Genomic DNA, 19302 nt, shown 5'->3' with positions numbered 1-19302 from the left:
CCGTGCGCGGGGCCCCGGGCGGATACCCTGACCGGGTGCGTCCCGGATCACAGGAGCGGGACCGCATAGCCGACAGCCGTCGCACTCAGGAGCAGCCACATGGCCACAGCCGTCCCCTCGTCCGCCCAGACAGCCTCCGTCCAGCAGGGGCGTGCGAACGCCCTGCGTGAAGCCCTCGCCGCCCGGGTGGTGGTGGCCGACGGCGCGATGGGCACCATGCTGCAGGCGCAGGACCCCACGATGGAGGACTTCCAGCAGCTGGAGGGCTGCAACGAGGTCCTCAACGTGACCCGCCCCGACATCGTGCGCGCGGTGCACGACGCGTACTTCGCGGTGGGCGTGGACTGCGTGGAGACCAACACCTTCGGTGCCAACCACGCGGCGCTGGGCGAGTACGACATCCCGGAGCGGGTCTTCGAGCTCTCCGAGGCGGGTGCCCGGATCGCCCGTGCGGCCGCCGACGCCTTCGCCGAGCAGGACGGCCGGACCCGTTGGGTGCTCGGCTCGATCGGGCCCGGCACCAAGCTGCCGACCCTCGGCCACGCCCCGTACGAGCTGCTCCGGGACGGCTTCCAGCGCAACGCCGCCGGCCTGATCGCCGGTGGCGCGGACGCGCTGCTGGTGGAGACCAGCCAGGACCTGCTGCAGACCAAGGCGGCGATCCTGGGCTCCAAGCGGGCGCTGGCCGAGGCGGGCCTGGACCTGCCGGTGCTGGTGCAGGTGACGGTGGAGACCACCGGCACGATGCTGCTCGGCTCCGAGATCGGTGCCGCGCTGACGGCGCTGGAGCCGCTGGGCGTCGACTACATCGGCCTGAACTGTGCCACCGGCCCGGCCGAGATGAGCGAGCACCTGCGCTACCTGGCGAAGAACGCCAGGGTGGGGCTGTCCTGCATGCCGAACGCCGGTCTGCCGGTGCTGGGCAAGGACGGCGCGCACTACCCGCTCTCCCCGGCCGAGCTGGCCGACGCGCACGACGTGTTCACCCGTGACTACGGCCTCTCGCTGGTCGGCGGGTGCTGCGGCACCACCCCCGAGCACCTGCGCGCGGTGGTCGAGCGGGTGCAGGGCCGCGAGATCGCGGTGCGCGACCCGCGCCCGGAGCCGTCCGCGGCCTCGCTGTACCAGGCGGTGCCGTTCCGGCAGGACACCTCGTACCTGGCGATCGGCGAGCGGACCAACGCCAACGGCTCGAAGAAGTTCCGCGAGTCGATGCTGGCGGGGGACTGGCAGGCCTGCGTGGAGATCGCCCGCGAGCAGATCCGGGACGGGTCCCACCTGCTGGACCTGTGCGTGGACTACGTCGGCCGGGACGGCGTGGCCGACATGAAGGAGATCGCCGGCCGGCTGGCCACCGCCTCCACGCTGCCGATCGTGCTCGACTCCACCGAGCCGGACGTGCTGCGGGCCGGCCTGGAGGCACTGGGCGGGCGGGCGCTGCTCAACTCGGTCAACTACGAGGACGGCGACGGCCCGGACACCCGGTTCGGCAAGGTCGCCGGGCTGGCCCGGGAGCACGGCGCCGGTCTGATCGCGCTGACCATCGACGAGGAGGGCCAGGCCCGCACCGCGGACACCAAGGTCGCCATCGCCGAGCGGCTGATCGCGCAGCTGACCACCGAGTACGGCATCGAGGAGAGCTCGATCCTGGTCGACTGTCTGGCCTTCACCCTGGGCACCGGCCAGGAGGAGTCCCGGCGGGACGGCATCGAGACCATCGAGGCGATCCGCGAGCTGAAGCGGCGCCACCCCGAGGTGCAGACCACGCTGGGCCTGTCCAACATCTCCTTCGGCCTCAGCCCGGCGGCCCGGATGGTGATCAACTCGGTCTTCCTGAACGAGTGCGTCGAGGCCGGCCTGGACTCGGCGATCGTGCACGCCTCGAAGATCCTGCCGATGGCCCGGATCCCCGAGGAGCAGCGCGAGGTCGCGCTCGACCTGGTCTACGACCGCCGCACCGAGGACTACGACCCGCTGCAGAGGCTGCTGCAGCTGTTCGAGGGCGTGTCGGTGGCCTCCAGCGCGGAGTCCAAGGCGCAGGAGCTGGCGGCGCTGCCGCTGGAGGAGCGCCTGCAGCGCCGGATCATCGACGGTGAGCGAAACGGCCTGGAGGCCGACCTCGACGAGGCGCTGGCCGAGCGCCCGGCGCTGGAGATCGTCAACTCCACCCTGCTGGCCGGGATGAAGGTGGTCGGCGAGCTGTTCGGCTCGGGCCAGATGCAGCTGCCGTTCGTGCTGCAGTCCGCCGAGGTGATGAAGACCGCGGTGGCGCACCTGGAGCCGCACATGGAGAAGTCCGACGACGAGGGCAAGGGCACCATCGTGCTGGCCACCGTCAAGGGCGACGTGCACGACATCGGCAAGAACCTGGTCGACATCATCCTGTCGAACAACGGCTACACCGTGGTCAACCTCGGCATCAAGCAGCCGGTCTCGGCGATCCTGGACGCCGCCGTCGAGCACAAGGCGGACGTCATCGGGATGTCCGGGCTGCTGGTCAAGTCGACGGTGATCATGAAGGAGAACCTCCAGGAGCTCAACCAGCGCAAGCTGGCGGCCGACTACCCGGTCATCCTGGGCGGCGCCGCGCTCACCCGCGCCTACGTCGAGCAGGACCTGCACGAGATCTACGAGGGCGAGGTCCGCTACGCCCGGGACGCCTTCGAGGGCCTGCGCCTGATGGACGCGCTGATCGCGGTCAAGCGCGGGGTGCCGGGCGCCGCGCTGCCCGAACTGCGCCAGCGCCGGCACGCCCGGGTCGAGGTCGAGGAGCCGCTGGAGGAGCCGAACCTCGGTCAGATCCGCTCGGACGTCGCGGTGGACAACCGGGTGCCCGCCCCGCCGTTCTGGGGCGACCGGATCGTCAAGGGCATCCCGTTCGCCGACTACGCCTCCTGGCTGGACGAGGACGCGCTGTTCAAGGGGCAGTGGGGCCTGAAGGCCGCCCGCACCGGCGAGGGCCCCTCGTACGAGGAGCTGGTGGAGACCGAGGGCCGGCCGCGGCTGCGGATGTGGCTGGACCGGCTGCAGACCGAGGGCTGGCTGGAGCCCGCCGTGATCTACGGCTACTACCCGGCCAACTCCAAGGGCGACGACCTGATCGTCTTCAACGAGGACGGCTCCGAGCACACCCGCTTCACCTTCCCCCGCCAGCGGCGCGGGCGGCGGCTGTGCCTGGCGGACTTCTTCCGCCCGGAGGAGTCGGGCCAGCGGGACGTGCTGGGGCTCCAGGTGGTGACCATGGGCAACCGGGTCTCCGAGGCCGCCAACGAGCTGTTCGCCAACAACTCCTACCGCGACTACCTGGAGCTGCACGGGCTGTCCGTCCAACTGGCCGAGGCGCTGGCCGAGTTCTGGCACGCCCGGGTCCGGTTCGAGCTGGGCTTCGGCGACGAGGACCCGCAGGACGTCCGGGACATGTTCGCGCTCAAGTACCGCGGCGCCCGCTTCTCGCTCGGCTACGGGGCCTGCCCCGAGCTGGAGGACCGCGCCAAGATCGCCGAGCTGCTGAAGCCGGAGCGGATCGGGGTCGTGCTCTCCGAGGAGTTCCAGCTGCACCCGGAGCAGTCCACCGACGCGATCGTGATCCACCACCCCGAGGCCAAGTACTTCAACGCCCGGTAATCCGTGCCTTGCGCTCCGTTCGCGGCAAAAGCGGACACCGGGCGTAAGCTTGATGATCCTGAACGGGCCGGTCCGCTCACCAGCGGGCCGGCCTGTGCCATCCCCCGGGATGGTCGGCACTCGGAAGGGACCACCCGCATGACGACCGTTTCCACCTCTGCCCGTACCACCGGCGACGGCGCGGGCCTGCAGGCGGTCCTGCTCGACATGGACGGCACCCTGGTCGACACCGAGGACTTCTGGTGGCAGGCCGAGGCCTCGCTCTTCGCGGAGCTGGGCCACCAGCTGGACGAGGCGGACCGGGCCCAGGTGGTGGGCGGCCCGATGAGCCGGGTGATCGACTACCTGCTGGGCCGCACCGGGGTGCGGCTCAGCCCCGCGGAGCTGACGGTGCTGATCAACCAGCGCTTCGTCGACCTGCTGGCCGGCGGCGTCCCGCTGATGCCCGGCGCCGAGCGGCTGCTCAACACGCTGGGCGCGCACGGCATCCCGGCCGCCCTGGTGTCGGCCTCGCACCGGCACATCATCGACATCGTGCTGCAGAGCCTGGGAGCCCACCACTTCGCCTTCTCGGTGGCCGGCGACGAGGTGGTGCGCACCAAGCCGCACCCGGACCCGTACCTGGCCGCGGTGGCCCGCCTCGGCGCCGAGCCGGGCCGCTGCGTGGTGGTCGAGGACGCGCCGACCGGCGTCCGGGCCGCGGAGGCGGCCGGCTGCCCGGTGATCGCGGTCCCCTCGGTGGCCGCGATCGAGCCCGCCCCCGGACGGACGGTGCTGGCCTCGCTGGAGCAGGTGGATCTGGAGCTGCTGCGGGCCGTGGTCGCCGCCCGGGTGTGAGATTGCTCTCTTTTGGACGATTCGCCGCTTCCGTACCGCGCACCGGCGGCGACACTGCGTGCTCATGACCAGGGGCAAAACGGGCATTGGCTGACAACTCGTCGGGGTGCTCCGGCGACGGCCCGTCAGGGTGGGGCGAACGGGCACGATTCGTACATGTTCGATGTGGCACGCTACATCCGAATCAGTGCCCTGACCTCATGCCGCGTCAGCCCCGTCGCCGGGTATCCGGTCGAAGGTGCGCGCGCGGTCGTAAGGCCCTCCGGAGCCTGCCCCACACCGGCAGGTCGAGGAGGCCCCCGGCGCCCACCGCAGCCGGCCGCATGCAGAAGGAACCCAACCGAATGACTTCCGCCAACCGCCGCCTGGCGGTCCTCAGCTGCGCGGCCCTGGTGGCCACCACGGCCGCCGGCTGCGCCTCCGCGACGAAGGTGGTCACCGGTGGTGACTCCAGCGGCGCGATCACCATGGGCACCACCAACGTGACCAGCGTGCTGGACCCGGCGGGCGCCTACGACGCCGGTTCCTGGATGGTGCTCAACAACACCTTCCAGTCGCTGCTCAAGTTCCCGGCCGGCGCGACCGTGCCGCAGCCCGACGCCGCGCAGTCCTGCGAGTTCACCGGCTCGGACGCCAAGACCTACCACTGCACCCTGCGCAGCGGCCTGAAGTTCTCCAACGGCCACCCGCTGACCGCCGCCGACGTGGTCTTCTCGGTGCAGCGGATGCAGAAGATCAACGACGAGAACGGCCCCTCGGGGCTGCTGTCGACCATCCAGTCGGTCGAGGCGAGCGGCGACGCGGACGTCACCTTCCACCTGACCTCGCCGGACGCGGTGCTCCCGGCCAAGCTGGCCTCGGCGGCCGGCTCGATCGTCGACCACCAGGTCTACCCGGCCGACAAGCTGCTGGAGAACTCCAAGCTGGTCGGCTCCGGCCCGTACAAGGTCGACTCGATGGAGGAGGCGGACGCCGAGAGCCACTCGCTCGGCAAGGTCTCGCTCTCGGCCAACTCGAACTACAAGGGCGACGCCAAGCTGCAGAGCGACAAGTTCGCGCTGCGCTTCTTCGCCAAGGCGGACGAGCTGAAGTCGGCGCTGGACAAGGGCGACGTCGACGTGGCCGACAACAGCCTGGAGCCGACCGCCGCCGCCCAGATCAAGAACGACGAGCTGGCCGGCAAGGGCGACCTCAAGGTGGCCGAGGGCGACGGCGCGGAGACCCGCTTCCTGGTCTTCAACGCCAAGGACCCGGTCGGCGGCAACGTCGCGGTCCGCCAGGCCGTCGCGCAGCTGCTGGACCGCAAGGCGATGGCCCGCGACGTGTACGCGAGCACCGTCCAGCCGCTCTACTCGGTGGTCCCGACCGGCATCACGGCGCACAACACCGCCTTCTTCGACAAGTACGGCGAGCCGGACGTCAACAAGGCCAAGAAGATCCTGGGCAACGCCAAGGTCGCCACTCCGATCAAGATCACCATGACCTGGTCGCGGGCCCGGGCCGGCGCCGAAGAGCTCAACCTGGTCAAGAAGCAGCTGGAGGCCAGCGGCCTGTTCCAGATCACGGTCGAGCAGGAGCCGGACTGGACCGCCTACAAGGAGGGCTGGAAGTCCGGCAAGTACCAGGCCTACACGGTCGGTTGGACCCCGGACTACGCCGACCCGGACGACTTCATCTCCCCGCTGGTGGTGGACGGCGGCGCCTTCCACAACGGCTGGGACGACCCGAAGATCAGCCAGACCCTGGTGCCCGAGAGCATCAGGTCCACCGACCGCACGGCCGGCGGCAGCTACACCCAGATCCAGAAGCTGGTCGCGGACGCGGTGCCGATGCTGCCGATGTACCAGAACAAGTCCTTCTTCGCCTCGCGCAACAACATCACCGGCATCGAGGGCACCATGGACACCACCGGCGTGGTCCGGTTCTGGGAGATCGGCCGGGTCAAGAAGAAGTGACCCGTGCCGGGTGACCCGACCCGGTGACCCGCCACGGCGAAGGCCCGCCCCCCGCGAAGGGGGCGGGCCTTCGCCGTACGCCGAGCCGGGCGGGCCGGCTCAGAGGGCGCCGGGCCGCACCAGGCCGCTCTCGTAGGCGTACACCGCGGCCTGCACCCGGTCGCGCAGCTGAAGCTTGGTCAGCACGTGCCCGACATGGGTCTTCACGGTGGTCTCGCTGACGAACAGCTCGGCGGCGATCTCGGCGTTGGACAGGCCGCGGGCCACCAGCCTGAGCACCTCCACCTCACGCTCGGTCAGCATGGTGAGCGCCTGCGGCGGCAGCTCCTCGCCGGAGGGCAGCCGGGTGGCGTACATGTCCAGCAGGCGGCGGGTCACCGAGGGTGCCAGCATCGCCGCGCCGTCCGCGACCACCCGGATCGCCTGCACCAGCTCCTCCGCCGGCACGTCCTTCAGCAGGAAGCCGCTGGCCCCCGCGCGCAGCGCCTCGACCACGTACTCGTCCAGGTCGAAGGTGGTCAGCACGAGCACCTTCGCCGGGCCGTCCCGCCCGGGGCCGGCGATCCGCCTGGTCGCCTCCACCCCGTCCATCCGCGGCATCCGGATGTCCATCAGCACCACGTCCGGCTGGAGCGCCCGGACCTGGTCCAGTGCCTGCTGGCCGTCCCCGGCCTCGCCGACCACCACCAGGTCGGGCTCGGCCTCCAGGATCATCCGGAAGCCGGTGCGCAGCAGCGGCTGGTCGTCGACCAGCAGCACTCGGATCGTCACCTGTGACTCCTCTTGCTCATGTCTTGGTCCCCCGTCGGGATCGAACTCAGCCCTGCTCGGGCAGCGTGATGTGGATCGGCAGCGGGTACGGCGGCGGGGTGCCGCCGAACTCGGGGCAGCTGGCCTGGTGGTCGCACCAGTCGCAGAGCCGGTTGCGGGTGGCCGGGAACTCCCCGGTCGTGACCGCCTGCGAGATGGTCTGCCAGAGCGCCTCCAGCTTGCGCTCCACCGAGCGCAGGTCGGCCTCGTCCGGGTCGTAGGTGACCACGTCACCCCCGCCGCCGAGGTAGACCAGCTGCAGCCGCTTGGGGATGACGCCCTTCCAGCGCCACACCACCAGGGCGTAGAACTTCATCTGGAACATCGCCTTGCCCTCGAAGTCCCGCGAGGGCGCCCGCCCGGTCTTGTAGTCGACCAGCCGGACCTCGCCGGTCGGGGCGACGTCCACCCGGTCGATGTAGCCGCGCAGCAGCAGGCCGGACTCCAGCGCCGTCTCCACGTAGAGCTCCCGCTCCACCGGGTGCAGCCGGGTCGGGTCCTCCAGCCGGAACCACCGGTCGACCAGCTTCTCGGCGTCCGCCAGCCAGCGGGCCAGCGCGGTGGCGGCGGCCTCCTCGTCCTGCCCCGGCGCGGCGAACAGCTCGGCCAGTTGCGGGCGCTCGGCCAGCAGCCGCTCCCACTGCGGGCGCAGCAGGTCCAGGGCGCGCTCCGGGGTGCGCTCCTCGGCCGGGCTGTCGAACAGCCGCTCCAGCACGGCGTGCACCAGGGTGCCCCGGGTGGCCGCCGGGCTCGGCGGCTCGGGGAGCCGGTCGATCACCCGCAGCCGGTAGAGCAGCGGGCAGGTCATGAAGTCGCCGGCCCGGGAGGGGGACAGGCCGGTCGGGGCGCTGGCCGGCCTCGGCTGCGCGGTCGCGGCGGGGTCGCGGTCGGTCTGCTGCATACCCAGACCCTATTGCCCGGCGCTCACATCTCGCTGTCAGGGCACCGGGCCGACGCCCGCCGCGGCGCGATCCCGGGCCAGCCGACGGCACCAACGGGGGCGCACGCGGCGTTGTACGGGGTATAGACCCATGCGAGGGGCGCGCGCCGAATCGTCTGCGCGATCACGTAGCGTGGGCGCACCGACCGCAGGTGCCACCGCGGGCACGCACCGACCGACCACGGGATCGAAGAGCGAAGGGGCAGCGTGAGCGACAGCAGGGGGCAGCAGACCTCGGCGGGGCCACCACCGGCCCACGAGCCGGACGGGCCCGACGGCGACGAGCCGCGCGGCGGGATCCTGATGGGACGCCCGTTCGGGGTGCCGGTCTACGTCACCCCGTCCTGGTTCGTGATCGCCGCCCTGATCACCTGGATCTTCGGCGGCCGGCTCGCCGACATCCTCCCCGAGCTGGGCTACACCCGGTACCTGGTCGCGCTCTCCTTCGCCGTCGCCTTCTACGCCTCGGTGCTGGTGCACGAGCTGGCGCACACCGTGGTGGCGCTGCGCTACCGGCTCGGCGTGCGGCGGATCCGGCTGCAGTTCTTCGGCGGTGTGTCGGAGATCGAGAAGGAGGCGCAGAGCCCCGCCCGGGAGTTCTGGCTCGCCTTCGTCGGGCCGCTGCTCTCGCTGGTCCTCGGCGGCCTCTTCTACCTGGCCGTGCGGGCCGTGGACGCGGGCACCGTGCCCGGCGTGCTGCTGGCCGGCCTGATGGTCTCCAACCTGGTGGTCGCGGCCTTCAACCTGCTGCCCGGCCTGCCGCTGGACGGCGGCCGGATGCTGCGGGCCGTGGTCTGGGGGATCACCGGGCGGCCGATGACCGGCACCGTGGCCGCCGCCTGGGCGGGCCGGGTGCTCGCGCTGGCGGTCCTCTTCGGCCTGCCGCTGTTCAGTGCCGCCCAGGCCGGTCCGGACCGCTCCGGGGTGGACAGCGTGATCGACGGGGTGCTGGCCGCGGTGCTCGCGGTGATCATCTGGAGCGGCGCCACCAACAGCGTCCGCAACGCCCGGCTCAAGGAGGCGCTGCCGCTGCTGGAGGTCCGCGACTTCACCCGGCGCGCGGTGCACGTCACCGCCGACACCCCGCTCGGCGAGGCCATGCGGCAGGCCAGGGAGGCCGAGGCCGGGGCGATCCTGGTGGTGGACGGCCGGGGCGACCCGATCGGGCTGGTCAAGGAGCACGCCGTCAGCGCCGTCCCGGAGCACCGCCGCCCCTGGATGTCCGTCGGCGCCCTCGCCCGCGACCTCGAACCGGGCCTGCGGATCCCGCTGGACCTCACCGGCGAGCAACTGCTCACCGCACTGCGCCGCACCCCGGCCACCGAGTACCTGGTGGTGCGGGCCGACGGTTCCCCGTACGGCGTGCTCACCCTGGCCGACCTGGAGCGCCGGCTGACCGCGGCCCTCGCCGGCCGGTAGCGCGGCGGCACTGGTCGGACGGGCGTCCGGCTTCCCCTAAGATTGTCCGCATGTCCGAACCGACCGGTGCCACCCGCCGACGCGGGCCCTTCCAGGTCGGGGACCAGGTTCAGCTGACCGACCCCAAGGGCCGTCACTACACGTTCACTCTGCAGGCCGGGAACCAGTTCCACACCCACAAGGGTGCGTTCCCCCACGACGAGCTGATCGGTGCCCCTGAGGGCACTGTTGTGCGTACCACGGGCAACGTGCCCTATCTGGCGCTGCGACCCCTGCTCCCCGACTACGTCCTGTCCATGCCCCGCGGCGCGGCGGTGATCTACCCCAAGGACGCGGGCCAGATCCTCGCCATGGCCGACATCTTCGCGGGTGCCCGCGTGGTCGAGGCCGGCGTCGGCTCCGGGGCGCTGAGCAGCTACCTGCTGCGCGCCGTCGGCGACACCGGGATGCTCGCCTCGTACGAGCGCCGCGAGGACTTCGCCGAGATCGCCAAGGGGAACGTCGAGCGCTACTTCGGCGGTCCGCACCCGGCGTGGAAGCTCACGATCGGCGACCTCCAGGACAACCTGGTCGAGACCGACGTCGACCGCGTCATCCTGGACATGCTCGCCCCCTGGGAGTGCCTGGACGTCGCCTCCAAGGCGCTCGTGCCCGGCGGCCTGATCTGCTGCTACGTGGCCACCACCACCCAGATGTCGCGGACCGTCGAGGCGCTGCGCGAGCACGGCACCTTCACCGAGCCGCAGGCCTGGGAGACCATGGTCCGCACCTGGCACCTGGAGGGCCTGGCCGTCCGCCCGGACCACCGGATGATCGGCCACACCGGCTTCCTGCTCACCGCCCGCCGGCTGGCGGACGGCGTCGAGCCGCCGCTGCGCCGCCGCCGCCCCGCCAAGGGCGCGTACGGCGAGGACTACGACAACGGCGCCGAGCCGGAGCTCACCCTGGCCGAGCGCGCCGCCATCCGGCGGGCCACCCGCCAGGCCGCCGCGGCCGACGCGCGCGAGCTCGACTGACCTCGGGAGCACCGGCCCGCGAGGGGTGGCACACCGGGCGCGAGCCCGCGGTGCCACCCCTCGCGGGCTTCTTGTCGTACCGGCTCGGACCCTCGTCGACCTGCTGTGCGACCCGGTGCGGACACGGCCGTTCGGGTGTGGGACGATGCTCGCTCACAGCACCCACCGTGCCGATCAGGGGCACCGTACCGGTGGAGGGGACTGCCTGGTGGAAGCAGCGGTCGAGACGGCGCGGACGATGACGACGAGCGGCGCGGGGGGCATACCCGCCCACGCCCGCCCCGGAGTGCGGCACTGGGCCCTGGTGGCCGCCGGCTGCCTCGCCCTGGTGGGCGGCGCCCTCGCCGCCACCCCCGCCACCGGCACCGTCACCGCCGGCCGGCCGGCCGCGGGCCCGACCCCGACGGCCGCCGCGCCCGACCCGGCCGCGGCCGAACTGCCACTGGACTGCGGCCCGTTCCCGGTCGCCGTCGGCGCGAGCTTCCCCGCCGACCTGGGCGACCACCACCCGGTCACCGTGGTGGCCGCGCACTGCGCCGCCGACAACGGCACCCCGCCCGACGGCGTCTGGCTGCTCGGGCCCGGCCAAGGCGGCCGCCCGGTGGTGCTGGAGACCCTGCTGCGCCCGGACGAGAACCTCACCGTCACCCGGCTCGCCCCGGCCGGCGGCTACGTCACCGCGCACGTCCAGGGCTACTCGGACGACGAGGTGCCGCGCTGCTGCCCGGACGTCTCCAAGGACCTGAACTGGGTCCGCAAGGACGGCCGGTGGACCCGCGGCGAGAGCGTCCCGTCGGCCGCGCAGGCCTGAGGCCTCGCGCGCGGCCGCTGCGCCGCTACGGCGCGTCCGGCCCGTACACCTCGACCCGGTCGGTGACCCGCCGCACGTGGATGCAGTCGCCGGGGCACTCCTTGGCGGAGTCCACCACGTCCTGAAGCAGGGTCAGCGGCACCGGCGCGGTCTCGCCGGGCTGCTGGCGCAGCTCGTCGTCCGGGCCCTTCACGTACGCCAGGCCGTCGATGTCCAGCTCGAAGACCTCGGGCGCGTACTGCGCGCAGATGCCGTCGCCGGTGCACAGGTCCTGGTCGATCCATACTTCGAGCGCGTCGCCGGTCGCCGACATGTCCCCTGCCGTTTCTGCTCCGAGTTGCCCCGATTTCGTAGGCAATCCCGCCATTCGTACAACGATCGCACCGCTTTCCACGGTCACGATCAGGTATTGACTCGATCGACGATACATCTGGTCCGCTTTGAATCGTCGACCGGTGGGCATCTCCTCTACCAGAGGGGAAGCACGCGAGGGCGAAGATCGGACACGCCCACTCCATCTTTCTTGATCTAGGGGTTTACGGACCCCTGGTCCCAGGTAGGGTCTGGAAGCGTCCAGCTCCCCCAGGAGGAGGTGAGGACCGTGGCCGCCCACGATGACGACTACAACCGCAGCGCCGGCCGGCCTGCTCGTGGTTCAGACGAGGCCGCACAGGTCTCGTACCTTGAGCAGGAAATCGCCGTGCTGCGCCGCAAGCTGGCCGAATCGCCCCGCAACTCGAGAGTTCTCGAGGAGCGGATCGTCGAACTCCAGACCAATCTGGCCGGGGTCTCCGCCCAGAACGAACGGCTCGCCTCCACCCTGCGAGAGGCCCGCGACCAGATCGTGGCCCTCAAGGAGGAGGTGGATCGGCTCGCCCAGCCCCCCGCAGGCTTCGGCGTCTTCCTCGAACGGAACGAGGACGACACCGTCGACATCTTCACCGGTGGGCGCAAGCTGCGGGTGAACATCAGCCCCGGCGTCGACCTGGACGCGCTGCGCCGCGGCCAGGAGGTGATGCTCAACGAGGCGCTCAACGTCGTCGAGGCGATGGCCTTCGAGAGCATCGGCGACATCGTCACCCTCAAGGAGGTCCTGGAGGACGGCGAGCGCGCCCTGGTCACCGGCCACACCGACGAGGAGCGGGTGGTCCGGCTCGCCGAACCGCTGCGCGGCATCAAGCTGCGCCCGGGCGAGGCCCTGCTGCTGGAGCCCCGCTCCGGCTACGTGTACGAGGTCGTGCCGAAGTCCGAGGTCGAGGAGCTGGTCCTCGAGGAGGTCCCGGACATCGACTACCGGCAGATCGGCGGCCTGGGCAACCAGATCGAGCAGATCCGCGACGCGGTGGAGCTGCCGTACCTGCACGCCGAGCTGTTCAAGGAGTACGAGCTGCGCCCGCCCAAGGGCGTCCTGCTCTACGGCCCGCCCGGCTGCGGCAAGACGCTGATCGCCAAGGCGGTGGCCAACTCCCTGGCCAAGAAGGTGGCCGAGGTCACCGGTCGGCCGCAGGGGAAGAGCTACTTCCTCAACATCAAGGGCCCGGAGCTGCTCAACAAGTACGTCGGTGAGACCGAGCGGCAGATCCGCCTGGTCTTCCAGCGGGCCCGGGAGAAGGCCAGCGAGGGCACCCCCGTCATCGTCTTCTTCGACGAGATGGAGTCGCTCTTCCGCACCCGTGGGTCGGGGGTGAGCTCGGACGTGGAGAACACCATCGTCCCGCAGCTGCTCGCCGAGATCGACGGCGTGGAGGGCCTGGAGAACGTCATCGTCATCGGTGCCTCCAACCGCGAGGACATGATCGACCCGGCGATCCTGCGGCCCGGCCGCCTGGACGTCAAGATCAAGATCGAGCGGCCGGACGCCGAGGCGGCGAAGGACATCTTCTCCAAGTACCTCAAGGAGTCGCTGCCCTTCCACCCGGACGACGTCAAGGAGCACGACGGCTCGCTGCCGGCCACCGTGGCCGCGATGATCCAGTCCGTGGTCGAGCGGATGTACTCGGAGACCGAGGACAACCGCTTCCTGGAGGTCACCTACGCCAACGGTGACAAGGAGGTCCTGTACTTCAAGGACTTCAACTCCGGCGCCATGATCCAGAACATCGTGGACCGGGCCAAGAAGATGGCCATCAAGGACTTCCTCGACCACGGCCAGCGGGGTCTGCGCGTCTCCCACCTGCTCGCCGCCTGCGTCGACGAGTTCAAGGAGAACGAGGACCTGCCCAACACCACCAACCCGGACGACTGGGCCAGGATCTCCGGCAAGAAGGGCGAGCGGATCGTCTTCATCCGCACGCTGGTCACCGGCAAGCAGGGCGCCGAGTCCGGCCGCTCCATCGACACTGTCGCCAACACGGGGCAGTACCTCTAAGCGGCGGTCACCCTCCGTCCGGCTGCGGAGCCTGCGGGCCCCGCAGCCGGACGGCGTGTCTCGGGGGCCGGCCGCAGGGGGCCGGTCCAAGCTCGACCTGTCGCCGGTCTCGCACCGGCGGCGGTGAACACAGGTGAACACAGCGGTACGTCAGTACCCAGCCCGGCGGGGCGGGGTACCGGGCAAGGAGGGCCGCATGACCGTACGGCGCGTGATGGGGATCGAGACCGAGTACGGAATCTCCGTGCCCGGCCACCCGAACGCCAACGCCATGCTCACCTCGTCCCAGATCGTCAACGCCTACGCGGCGGCGATGCACCGGGCCCGGCGGGCCCGCTGGGACTTCGAGGAGGAGAATCCGCTGCGCGACGCCCGGGGCTTCGACCTCGCGCGGGAGGTGGCGGACGCCAGCCAGCTCACCGACGAGGACATCGGCCTCGCCAACGTCATCCTGACCAACGGCGCCCGGTTCTACGTGGACCACGCGCACCCCGAGTACAGCTCGCCCGAGGTCACCAACCCGCGCGACGCCGTGCTGTGGGACAAGGCCGGTGAGCGGATCATGGCCGAGGCGGCGGCCCGCGCCCTGGAGCTGCCGAACGGGCAGCCGATCCACCTCTACAAGAACAACACCGACAACAAGGGCGCCTCCTACGGCACCCACGAGAACTACCTGATGCAGCGGGCGACGCCGTTCGCCGACATCGTCCGCCACCTCACCCCGTTCTTCGTCTCCCGCCAGGTGGTCACCGGCGCCGGCCGGGTCGGCCTCGGCCAGGACGGCTCCGCGAACGGCTTCCAGATCAGCCAGCGGGCCGACTACTTCGAGGTCGAGGTGGGCCTGGAGACCACCCTCAAGCGCCCGATCATCAACACCCGGGACGAGCCGCACGCCGACGCCGAGAAGTACCGCCGGCTGCACGTGATCATCGGCGACGCCAACCTCTCCGAGATCTCCACCTACCTCAAGCTGGGCACCACCTCGCTGGTGCTGTCGATGATCGAGGACGGCTTCATCGCCGTCGACCTGGCCGTCGACCAGCCGGTCCGCACCCTGCACCGGGTCTCCCACGACCCCGGCCTCGAGTACCTGATCACGCTGCGCAGCGGCCGCAAGCTGACCGCGGTCCAGCTCCAGATGGAGTACTGCGAGCTGGCCCGCAAGTACGTCGAGGACCGGTTCGGGCAGGACGCGGACGAGCAGACCGTGGACGTGCTGGCCCGCTGGGAGGACGTGCTCGGGCGCCTGGAGCGAGACCCGATGAGCCTGTCCCGGCAGCTCGACTGGATCGCCAAGAAGGAGCTGCTGGAGGGCTACCGCCAGCGCGACGGCCTCGGCTGGGAGGCTCCGCGGCTGCACCTGGTCGACCTGCAGTACAGCGACGTCCGGGCCGACAAGGGTCTGTACAACCGGCTGGAGGCGCGTGGCCGGTTCGACCGGCTGGTGACCGAGGAGGAGGTGCAGCGGGCCGTCCTGAAGCCGCCGGAGGACACCCGGGCGTACTTCCGGGGCCGCTGCCTGGAGCAGTACGCCGAGCACGTCGCGGCGGCCTCCTGGGACTCGGTGATCTTCGACCTGCCCGGCCGGGACTCGCTCCAGCGGGTGCCCACCATGGAGCCGCTGCGCGGCACCAGGAACCACGTCAAGGAGCTGCTGGACCGCTGCCGCACTGCGGAGGACCTGCTCCGGGTGCTGGCCGGCGGGTAACTTTTCGATCACCACGGGTGAACGGCGTCCGGATGGGAATCATCCGGGGGAGAGCCGAACGTTGAACGTAAGTGGGGGCGAGATCCGCACCCTGTGGATAGGGTCTGACTCAAGCAGACCGAGCCGTGCCAGACCGATCGAGCGAGCGGGGTGAGGGAAATGGCTAAGGACAACGACGGCGGCCAGCAGCGGGCGAACCGCTCCTCCGAGGAGGTCGAGGAGCAGGCCGCGGAGGCGCAGGGCTCCGAAGACCTCAAGGAGCGCCAGGAAAAGCTCAGCGACGACGTCGACGCCGTCCTGGACGAAATCGACGAGGTCCTGGAGTCGAACGCGGAGGACTTCGTCCGCGGATTCGTGCAAAAGGGCGGCCAGTAGTTTTCCCCGGGTCCTGGAAAACCGTAGACAATTCGGGGCGGGCAGCGCTGCAGGCGCCAATCGCGTCTGTGGCGCTGCGTGCTGTCCGGGCCGGTCCGGCCCGCCGCCGCGGCCTCCCGTTCCACCCGGCGCAGTGCCCGCAAGCGCACCGGTCCCGACATGTGGATCACGGGCCGGAAGCGGGTAAGGTCCGGGTCATCAGCTGCACTGATCGTCCACTGGAAGGAAACGTGTGGAAGCCAACACTGGTGGCACCGGGCGTCTACCGGCTGCCTTCCTGACCCCGGGGTCCTCGTCGTTCATCGACTTCCTGGCCCAGCACTCGCCGTCCATGCTGCCCGGCGGCCGCACCCTCCCCGAGGGGCTGACGATCGAGGCGCCGCACGGCACCACCATCGTCTCGGCGGTGTTCGACGGCGGTGTGGTGATCGCCGGTGACCGCCGGGCCACCATGGGCAACGTGATCGCCCAGCGCGACATCGAGAAGGTCTTCCCGGCCGACGAGTACAGCGCGGTCGGCATCGCCGGCACCGCCGGCCTCGCGGTCGAGATGGTCCGGCTGTTCCAGCTGGAGCTGGAGCACTACGAGAAGATCGAGGGCGCCGTCCTCTCGCTGGAGGGCAAGGCCAACCGGCTCACCACGATGATCCGGTCCAACCTGCCGATGGCCATGCAGGGCCTCGCCGTGGTGCCGGTCTTCGCCGGCTACGACCTCGACCTCGGCCGGGGCCGGATCTTCACCTACGACGTCACCGGCGGCCGCTCCGAGGAGCGCGGCTTCGCCGCGACCGGATCGGGCTCGGTCTTCGCCCGCGGCGCGATGAAGAAGCTCTACCGGGACGGCCTGACCGCCGATCAGGCCGCCACGCTGGCCGTGCAGGCGCTCTACGACGCCGCTGACGACGACTCGGCCACCGGTGGCCCGGACGTCGCCCGGGGGATCTACCCGATCGTCTCGGTGATCACCGAGGACGGCTTCCGCCGGCTGTCCGACGACGAGGTGTCCGCGATCGCGGTCTCCATCACCGCCGGCCGCCGCGAGCACCCCAACGGCCCGCAGGCCCCGCTCCTCTAGTCCGCGCACTCCTCACCCGGAAGGGACGGTCCACCGGTGTCCACACCGTTCTACGTCTCGCCTCAGCAGGCCATGGCGGACCGCGCGGAGTACGCCCGCAAGGGCATTGCCCGCGGGCGCAGCGTGGTCGTGCTCACCTACACCGACGGCATCCTGTTCGTCGCCGAGAACACCTCCCGCGCACTGCACAAGGTGTCGGAGATCTACGACAAGATCGCCTTCGCCGCGGTCGGCCGGTACAACGAGTTCGAGAACCTGCGGATCGGCGGCGTGCGCTACGCCGACCTGCGCGGGTACTCCTACGACCGGGCCGATGTGACCGCCCGCGGGCTGGCCAACGTCTACGCCCAGACCCTGGGCACCATCTTCTCCTCGGTCGGCGAGAAGCCGTACGAGGTCGAGCTGATCGTGGCCGAGGTCGGCCGCACCGGCGACGACGACCAGATCTACCGGCTCACCCCGGACGGCTCGGTGGTCGACGAGAAGAACTCCGTCGTGGTCGGCGGCAACGCCGACTCCATCGGCAACTACCTGGGCCAGCGCCACCGGGCCGGTATGACCCTCGTCGAGGCGCTCCGGGTGGCGGTGGACGCGCTGGCCCGCGACCCCAACGGCGGCAGCCCGCGCACCCTCACCCCGGAGCAGCTGGAGGTGGCGGTGCTGGACCGCCAGCGGCCCCAGCAGCGCAAGTTCAAGCGCATCCTGGGCGGCCAGCTGGCCCGCCTGCTGAGCGGCGACGAGACGGCCGCGGACGACTCCGCGCCGGAGCCCGCCGACCAGCCGTCCGGCGGGGCCGCACAGGCCGCCCCGGGCGAGGACGGGTCGGAGTCCGCCGGCGAGTGACCCGGCGGGGTGGATCCCGTACGGAGCGAGCATTCGCGCCGTACGGGATTCACGTGCGCCTACGGGCATTTGGCGGTTCGCCGTGATCGGATTGGCATCGTCGCAGTGGGTTTCGAAAGGCCCTCGGAAGAGAAAAGATGCCTCATGGACCGCCGAATTTTCGGGCTGGAGAACGAGTACGGTGTCACGTGTACGTTTCGGGGACAACGGCGTCTGTCTCCGGACGAGGTGGCCAGGTACCTCTTCCGCCGCGTAGTTTCCTGGGGCCGCAGCAGCAATGTGTTCCTGCGCAACGGTGCACGCCTCTATCTGGACGTGGGCTCGCACCCCGAGTACGCCACCCCCGAGTGTGACGACGTCACCGAGCTGGTGACGCACGACAAGGCCGGTGAACGGATCCTCGAAGGCCTGCTCGTCGACGCCGAGCGGCGGTTGCACGAGGAGGGCATCGCCGGCGACGTCTACCTCTTCAAGAACAACACCGACTCGGCCGGCAACTCGTACGGCTGCCACGAGAACTACCTGGTGGCCCGGCACGGCGAGTTCTCCCGGCTGGCCGACGTCCTGATCCCGTTCCTGGTGACCCGCCAGCTGATCTGCGGGGCCGGCAAGGTGCTGCAGACCCCGCGGGGTGCGGTGTTCTGCGTCAGCCAGCGGGCGGAGCACATCTGGGAGGGCGTCAGCTCGGCGACCACCCGGTCCCGACCCATCATCAACACCAGGGACGAGCCGCACGCCGACGCCGAGCGGTACCGCCGGCTGCACGTGATCGTCGGCGACTCCAACATGTCGGAGACCACCACCCTGCTCAAGGTGGGCGCCACCGACCTGGTGCTGCGGCTGATCGAGGCCGGCGTGGTGATGCGCGACCTCACCCTGGAGAACCCGATCCGGGCGATCCGCGAGGTCAGCCACGACCTGACCGGCACCCACCAGGTGCGCCTGGCCAACGGCCGGGAGGCCAGCGCGCTGGACATCCAGGAGGAGTACTTCACCAAGGCGCTCGAGTTCGCCGACCGCAAGGGCCTCAACACCGGCACCATCGCCCGGGTGCTCGAGCTGTGGGGCCGCACCCTGGAGGCGGTCCGCACCGAGGACCTGGCCCGGGTCGGCAACGAGATCGACTGGATCATGAAGTACAAGCTGATCGAGCGGTACCGCGAGAAGCACCAGATGACCATGTCCAACCCGCGGGTCGCCCAGATCGATCTGGCCTACCACGACATCCACCGCCGCCGCGGGCTGTTCTACCTGCTCCAGAACAAGGGGCAGGCCACCCGGGTGACCACCGACCTGAAGACCTTCGAGGCGAAGTCGGTGCCCCCGCAGACCACCCGCGCCCGGCTGCGCGGCGACTTCATCCGCAAGGCCCAGGAGCAGCGCCGGGACTTCACGGTGGACTGGGTGCACCTGAAGCTGAACGACCAGGCGCAGCGGACGGTGCTCTGCAAGGACCCGTTCCGTTCGGTGGACGAGCGGGTGGAGAAGCTGATCGCCGGCATGTGACCGGTGCACCGGGGT

The 19302-nt window shown here is 70.8% G+C and carries 15 protein-coding genes and 1 pseudogene; 13 read left to right on the top strand and 3 right to left on the bottom strand.

Annotated elements, in window-relative coordinates:
- The first annotated feature begins 99 nt into the window (after positions 1–99).
- The 3 genes from metH (at position 100) to AB0K43_RS19490 (ending at position 6416) form a co-directional block, all read left to right on the top strand.
- A complete protein-coding gene (gene metH, locus AB0K43_RS19500; protein WP_363641324.1) occupies positions 100–3624 on the top strand; it encodes a methionine synthase in 3525 nt (1174 codons plus the stop codon).
- A 138-nt stretch (positions 3625–3762) separates the two neighbouring features.
- Complete coding sequence (locus AB0K43_RS19495; RefSeq protein ID WP_363641322.1) at positions 3763–4461, top strand: HAD family phosphatase; 699 nt, start codon at positions 3763–3765, stop codon at positions 4459–4461.
- A gap of 344 nt (positions 4462–4805) precedes the next feature.
- A complete protein-coding gene (locus AB0K43_RS19490; protein WP_363641320.1) occupies positions 4806–6416 on the top strand; it encodes an ABC transporter substrate-binding protein in 1611 nt (536 codons plus the stop codon).
- A gap of 99 nt (positions 6417–6515) precedes the next feature.
- On the opposite strand, the gene AB0K43_RS19485 is transcribed toward AB0K43_RS19490, so the two are convergent.
- On the bottom strand, positions 6516–7187 hold the full coding sequence (locus AB0K43_RS19485) for a response regulator transcription factor (protein WP_363641318.1): 672 nt from the start codon (positions 7185–7187) through the stop codon (positions 6516–6518).
- 46 nt (positions 7188–7233) lie between these two features.
- Positions 7234–8127, bottom strand: coding sequence for a RecB family exonuclease (locus AB0K43_RS19480; RefSeq protein WP_363641316.1), 894 nt, complete (start codon positions 8125–8127; stop codon positions 7234–7236).
- Between the two features lie 246 nt (positions 8128–8373).
- Between AB0K43_RS19480 and AB0K43_RS19475 the strand changes: the two genes are divergently transcribed.
- The 3 genes from AB0K43_RS19475 (at position 8374) to AB0K43_RS19465 (ending at position 11412) form a co-directional block, all read left to right on the top strand.
- Complete coding sequence (locus AB0K43_RS19475; protein WP_363641314.1) at positions 8374–9585, top strand: site-2 protease family protein; 1212 nt, start codon at positions 8374–8376, stop codon at positions 9583–9585.
- Between the two features lie 50 nt (positions 9586–9635).
- Positions 9636–10601 (top strand): tRNA (adenine-N1)-methyltransferase, encoded by a 966-nt coding sequence (locus AB0K43_RS19470; RefSeq protein ID WP_363641312.1) that lies wholly within the window; start codon positions 9636–9638, stop codon positions 10599–10601.
- Between the two features lie 208 nt (positions 10602–10809).
- The gene (locus AB0K43_RS19465; RefSeq protein WP_363641310.1) at positions 10810–11412 is read left to right on the top strand and encodes a hypothetical protein; all 603 of its coding nucleotides are present in this window, start codon (positions 10810–10812) and stop codon (positions 11410–11412) included.
- Positions 11413–11437: 25 nt separating this feature from the next.
- Here AB0K43_RS19465 and AB0K43_RS19460 read toward each other — a convergent pair whose 3' ends face one another.
- Positions 11438–11725 carry a ferredoxin gene (locus AB0K43_RS19460; protein ID WP_363641308.1) on the bottom strand — a complete coding sequence of 96 codons (288 nt, stop codon included), beginning with the start codon at positions 11723–11725 and terminating at the stop codon, positions 11438–11440.
- A gap of 288 nt (positions 11726–12013) precedes the next feature.
- Between AB0K43_RS19460 and arc the strand changes: the two genes are divergently transcribed.
- From arc to pafA, 7 genes and pseudogenes are all read left to right on the top strand, one after another.
- Entirely contained in the window at positions 12014–13780 is a 1767-nt protein-coding gene (gene arc, locus AB0K43_RS19455) for a proteasome ATPase (protein ID WP_363641306.1), read from the top strand.
- Positions 13781–13976: 196 nt separating this feature from the next.
- A complete protein-coding gene (gene dop, locus AB0K43_RS19450; protein WP_363641304.1) occupies positions 13977–15488 on the top strand; it encodes a depupylase/deamidase Dop in 1512 nt (503 codons plus the stop codon).
- A 159-nt stretch (positions 15489–15647) separates the two neighbouring features.
- Positions 15648–15863 carry a ubiquitin-like protein Pup gene (locus AB0K43_RS19445; RefSeq protein WP_363641302.1) on the top strand — a complete coding sequence of 72 codons (216 nt, stop codon included), beginning with the start codon at positions 15648–15650 and terminating at the stop codon, positions 15861–15863.
- 158 nt (positions 15864–16021) lie between these two features.
- Positions 16022–16144, top strand: a pseudogene (locus AB0K43_RS19440) (endonuclease VII); the annotation flags it as partial.
- Positions 16096–16938, top strand: a complete 843-nt coding sequence (gene prcB / locus AB0K43_RS19435; RefSeq protein WP_363641300.1) for a proteasome subunit beta — start codon at positions 16096–16098, stop codon at positions 16936–16938. The pseudogene AB0K43_RS19440 and the gene prcB, both read left to right, overlap by 49 nt.
- Positions 16939–16974: 36 nt before the next feature.
- Positions 16975–17781, top strand: coding sequence for a proteasome subunit alpha (gene prcA, locus AB0K43_RS19430; RefSeq protein WP_363641298.1), 807 nt, complete (start codon positions 16975–16977; stop codon positions 17779–17781).
- 144 nt (positions 17782–17925) lie between these two features.
- The gene (gene pafA, locus AB0K43_RS19425) at positions 17926–19287 is read left to right on the top strand and encodes a Pup--protein ligase (protein WP_363641296.1); all 1362 of its coding nucleotides are present in this window, start codon (positions 17926–17928) and stop codon (positions 19285–19287) included.
- Positions 19288–19302 lie beyond the last annotated feature (15 nt).

Origin of the sequence: Kitasatospora sp. NPDC049258 (assembly GCF_040678895.1) — a bacterium.
Classification (GTDB): Bacteria; Actinomycetota; Actinomycetes; order Streptomycetales; family Streptomycetaceae; genus Kitasatospora.
This window is presented reverse-complemented; position numbering and strand designations above follow the sequence as displayed.

Bases quoted from the DNA above. Each gene is read 5' to 3' on its own strand.
- metH (WP_363641324.1), top strand. From the start codon at position 100: ATGGCCACAGCCGTCCCCTCGTCCGCCCAGACAGCCTCCGTCCAGCAG.
- AB0K43_RS19495 (WP_363641322.1), top strand. From the start codon at position 3,763: ATGACGACCGTTTCCACCTCTGCCCGTACCACCGGCGACGGCGCGGGC.
- AB0K43_RS19490 (WP_363641320.1), top strand. From the start codon at position 4,806: ATGACTTCCGCCAACCGCCGCCTGGCGGTCCTCAGCTGCGCGGCCCTG.
- AB0K43_RS19480 (WP_363641316.1), bottom strand. From the start codon at position 8,127: ATGCAGCAGACCGACCGCGACCCCGCCGCGACCGCGCAGCCGAGGCCG.
- AB0K43_RS19470 (WP_363641312.1), top strand. From the start codon at position 9,636: ATGTCCGAACCGACCGGTGCCACCCGCCGACGCGGGCCCTTCCAGGTC.
- AB0K43_RS19460 (WP_363641308.1), bottom strand. From the start codon at position 11,725: ATGTCGGCGACCGGCGACGCGCTCGAAGTATGGATCGACCAGGACCTG.
- dop (WP_363641304.1), top strand. From the start codon at position 13,977: ATGACCGTACGGCGCGTGATGGGGATCGAGACCGAGTACGGAATCTCC.
- AB0K43_RS19445 (WP_363641302.1), top strand. From the start codon at position 15,648: ATGGCTAAGGACAACGACGGCGGCCAGCAGCGGGCGAACCGCTCCTCC.
- pafA (WP_363641296.1), top strand. From the start codon at position 17,926: ATGGACCGCCGAATTTTCGGGCTGGAGAACGAGTACGGTGTCACGTGT.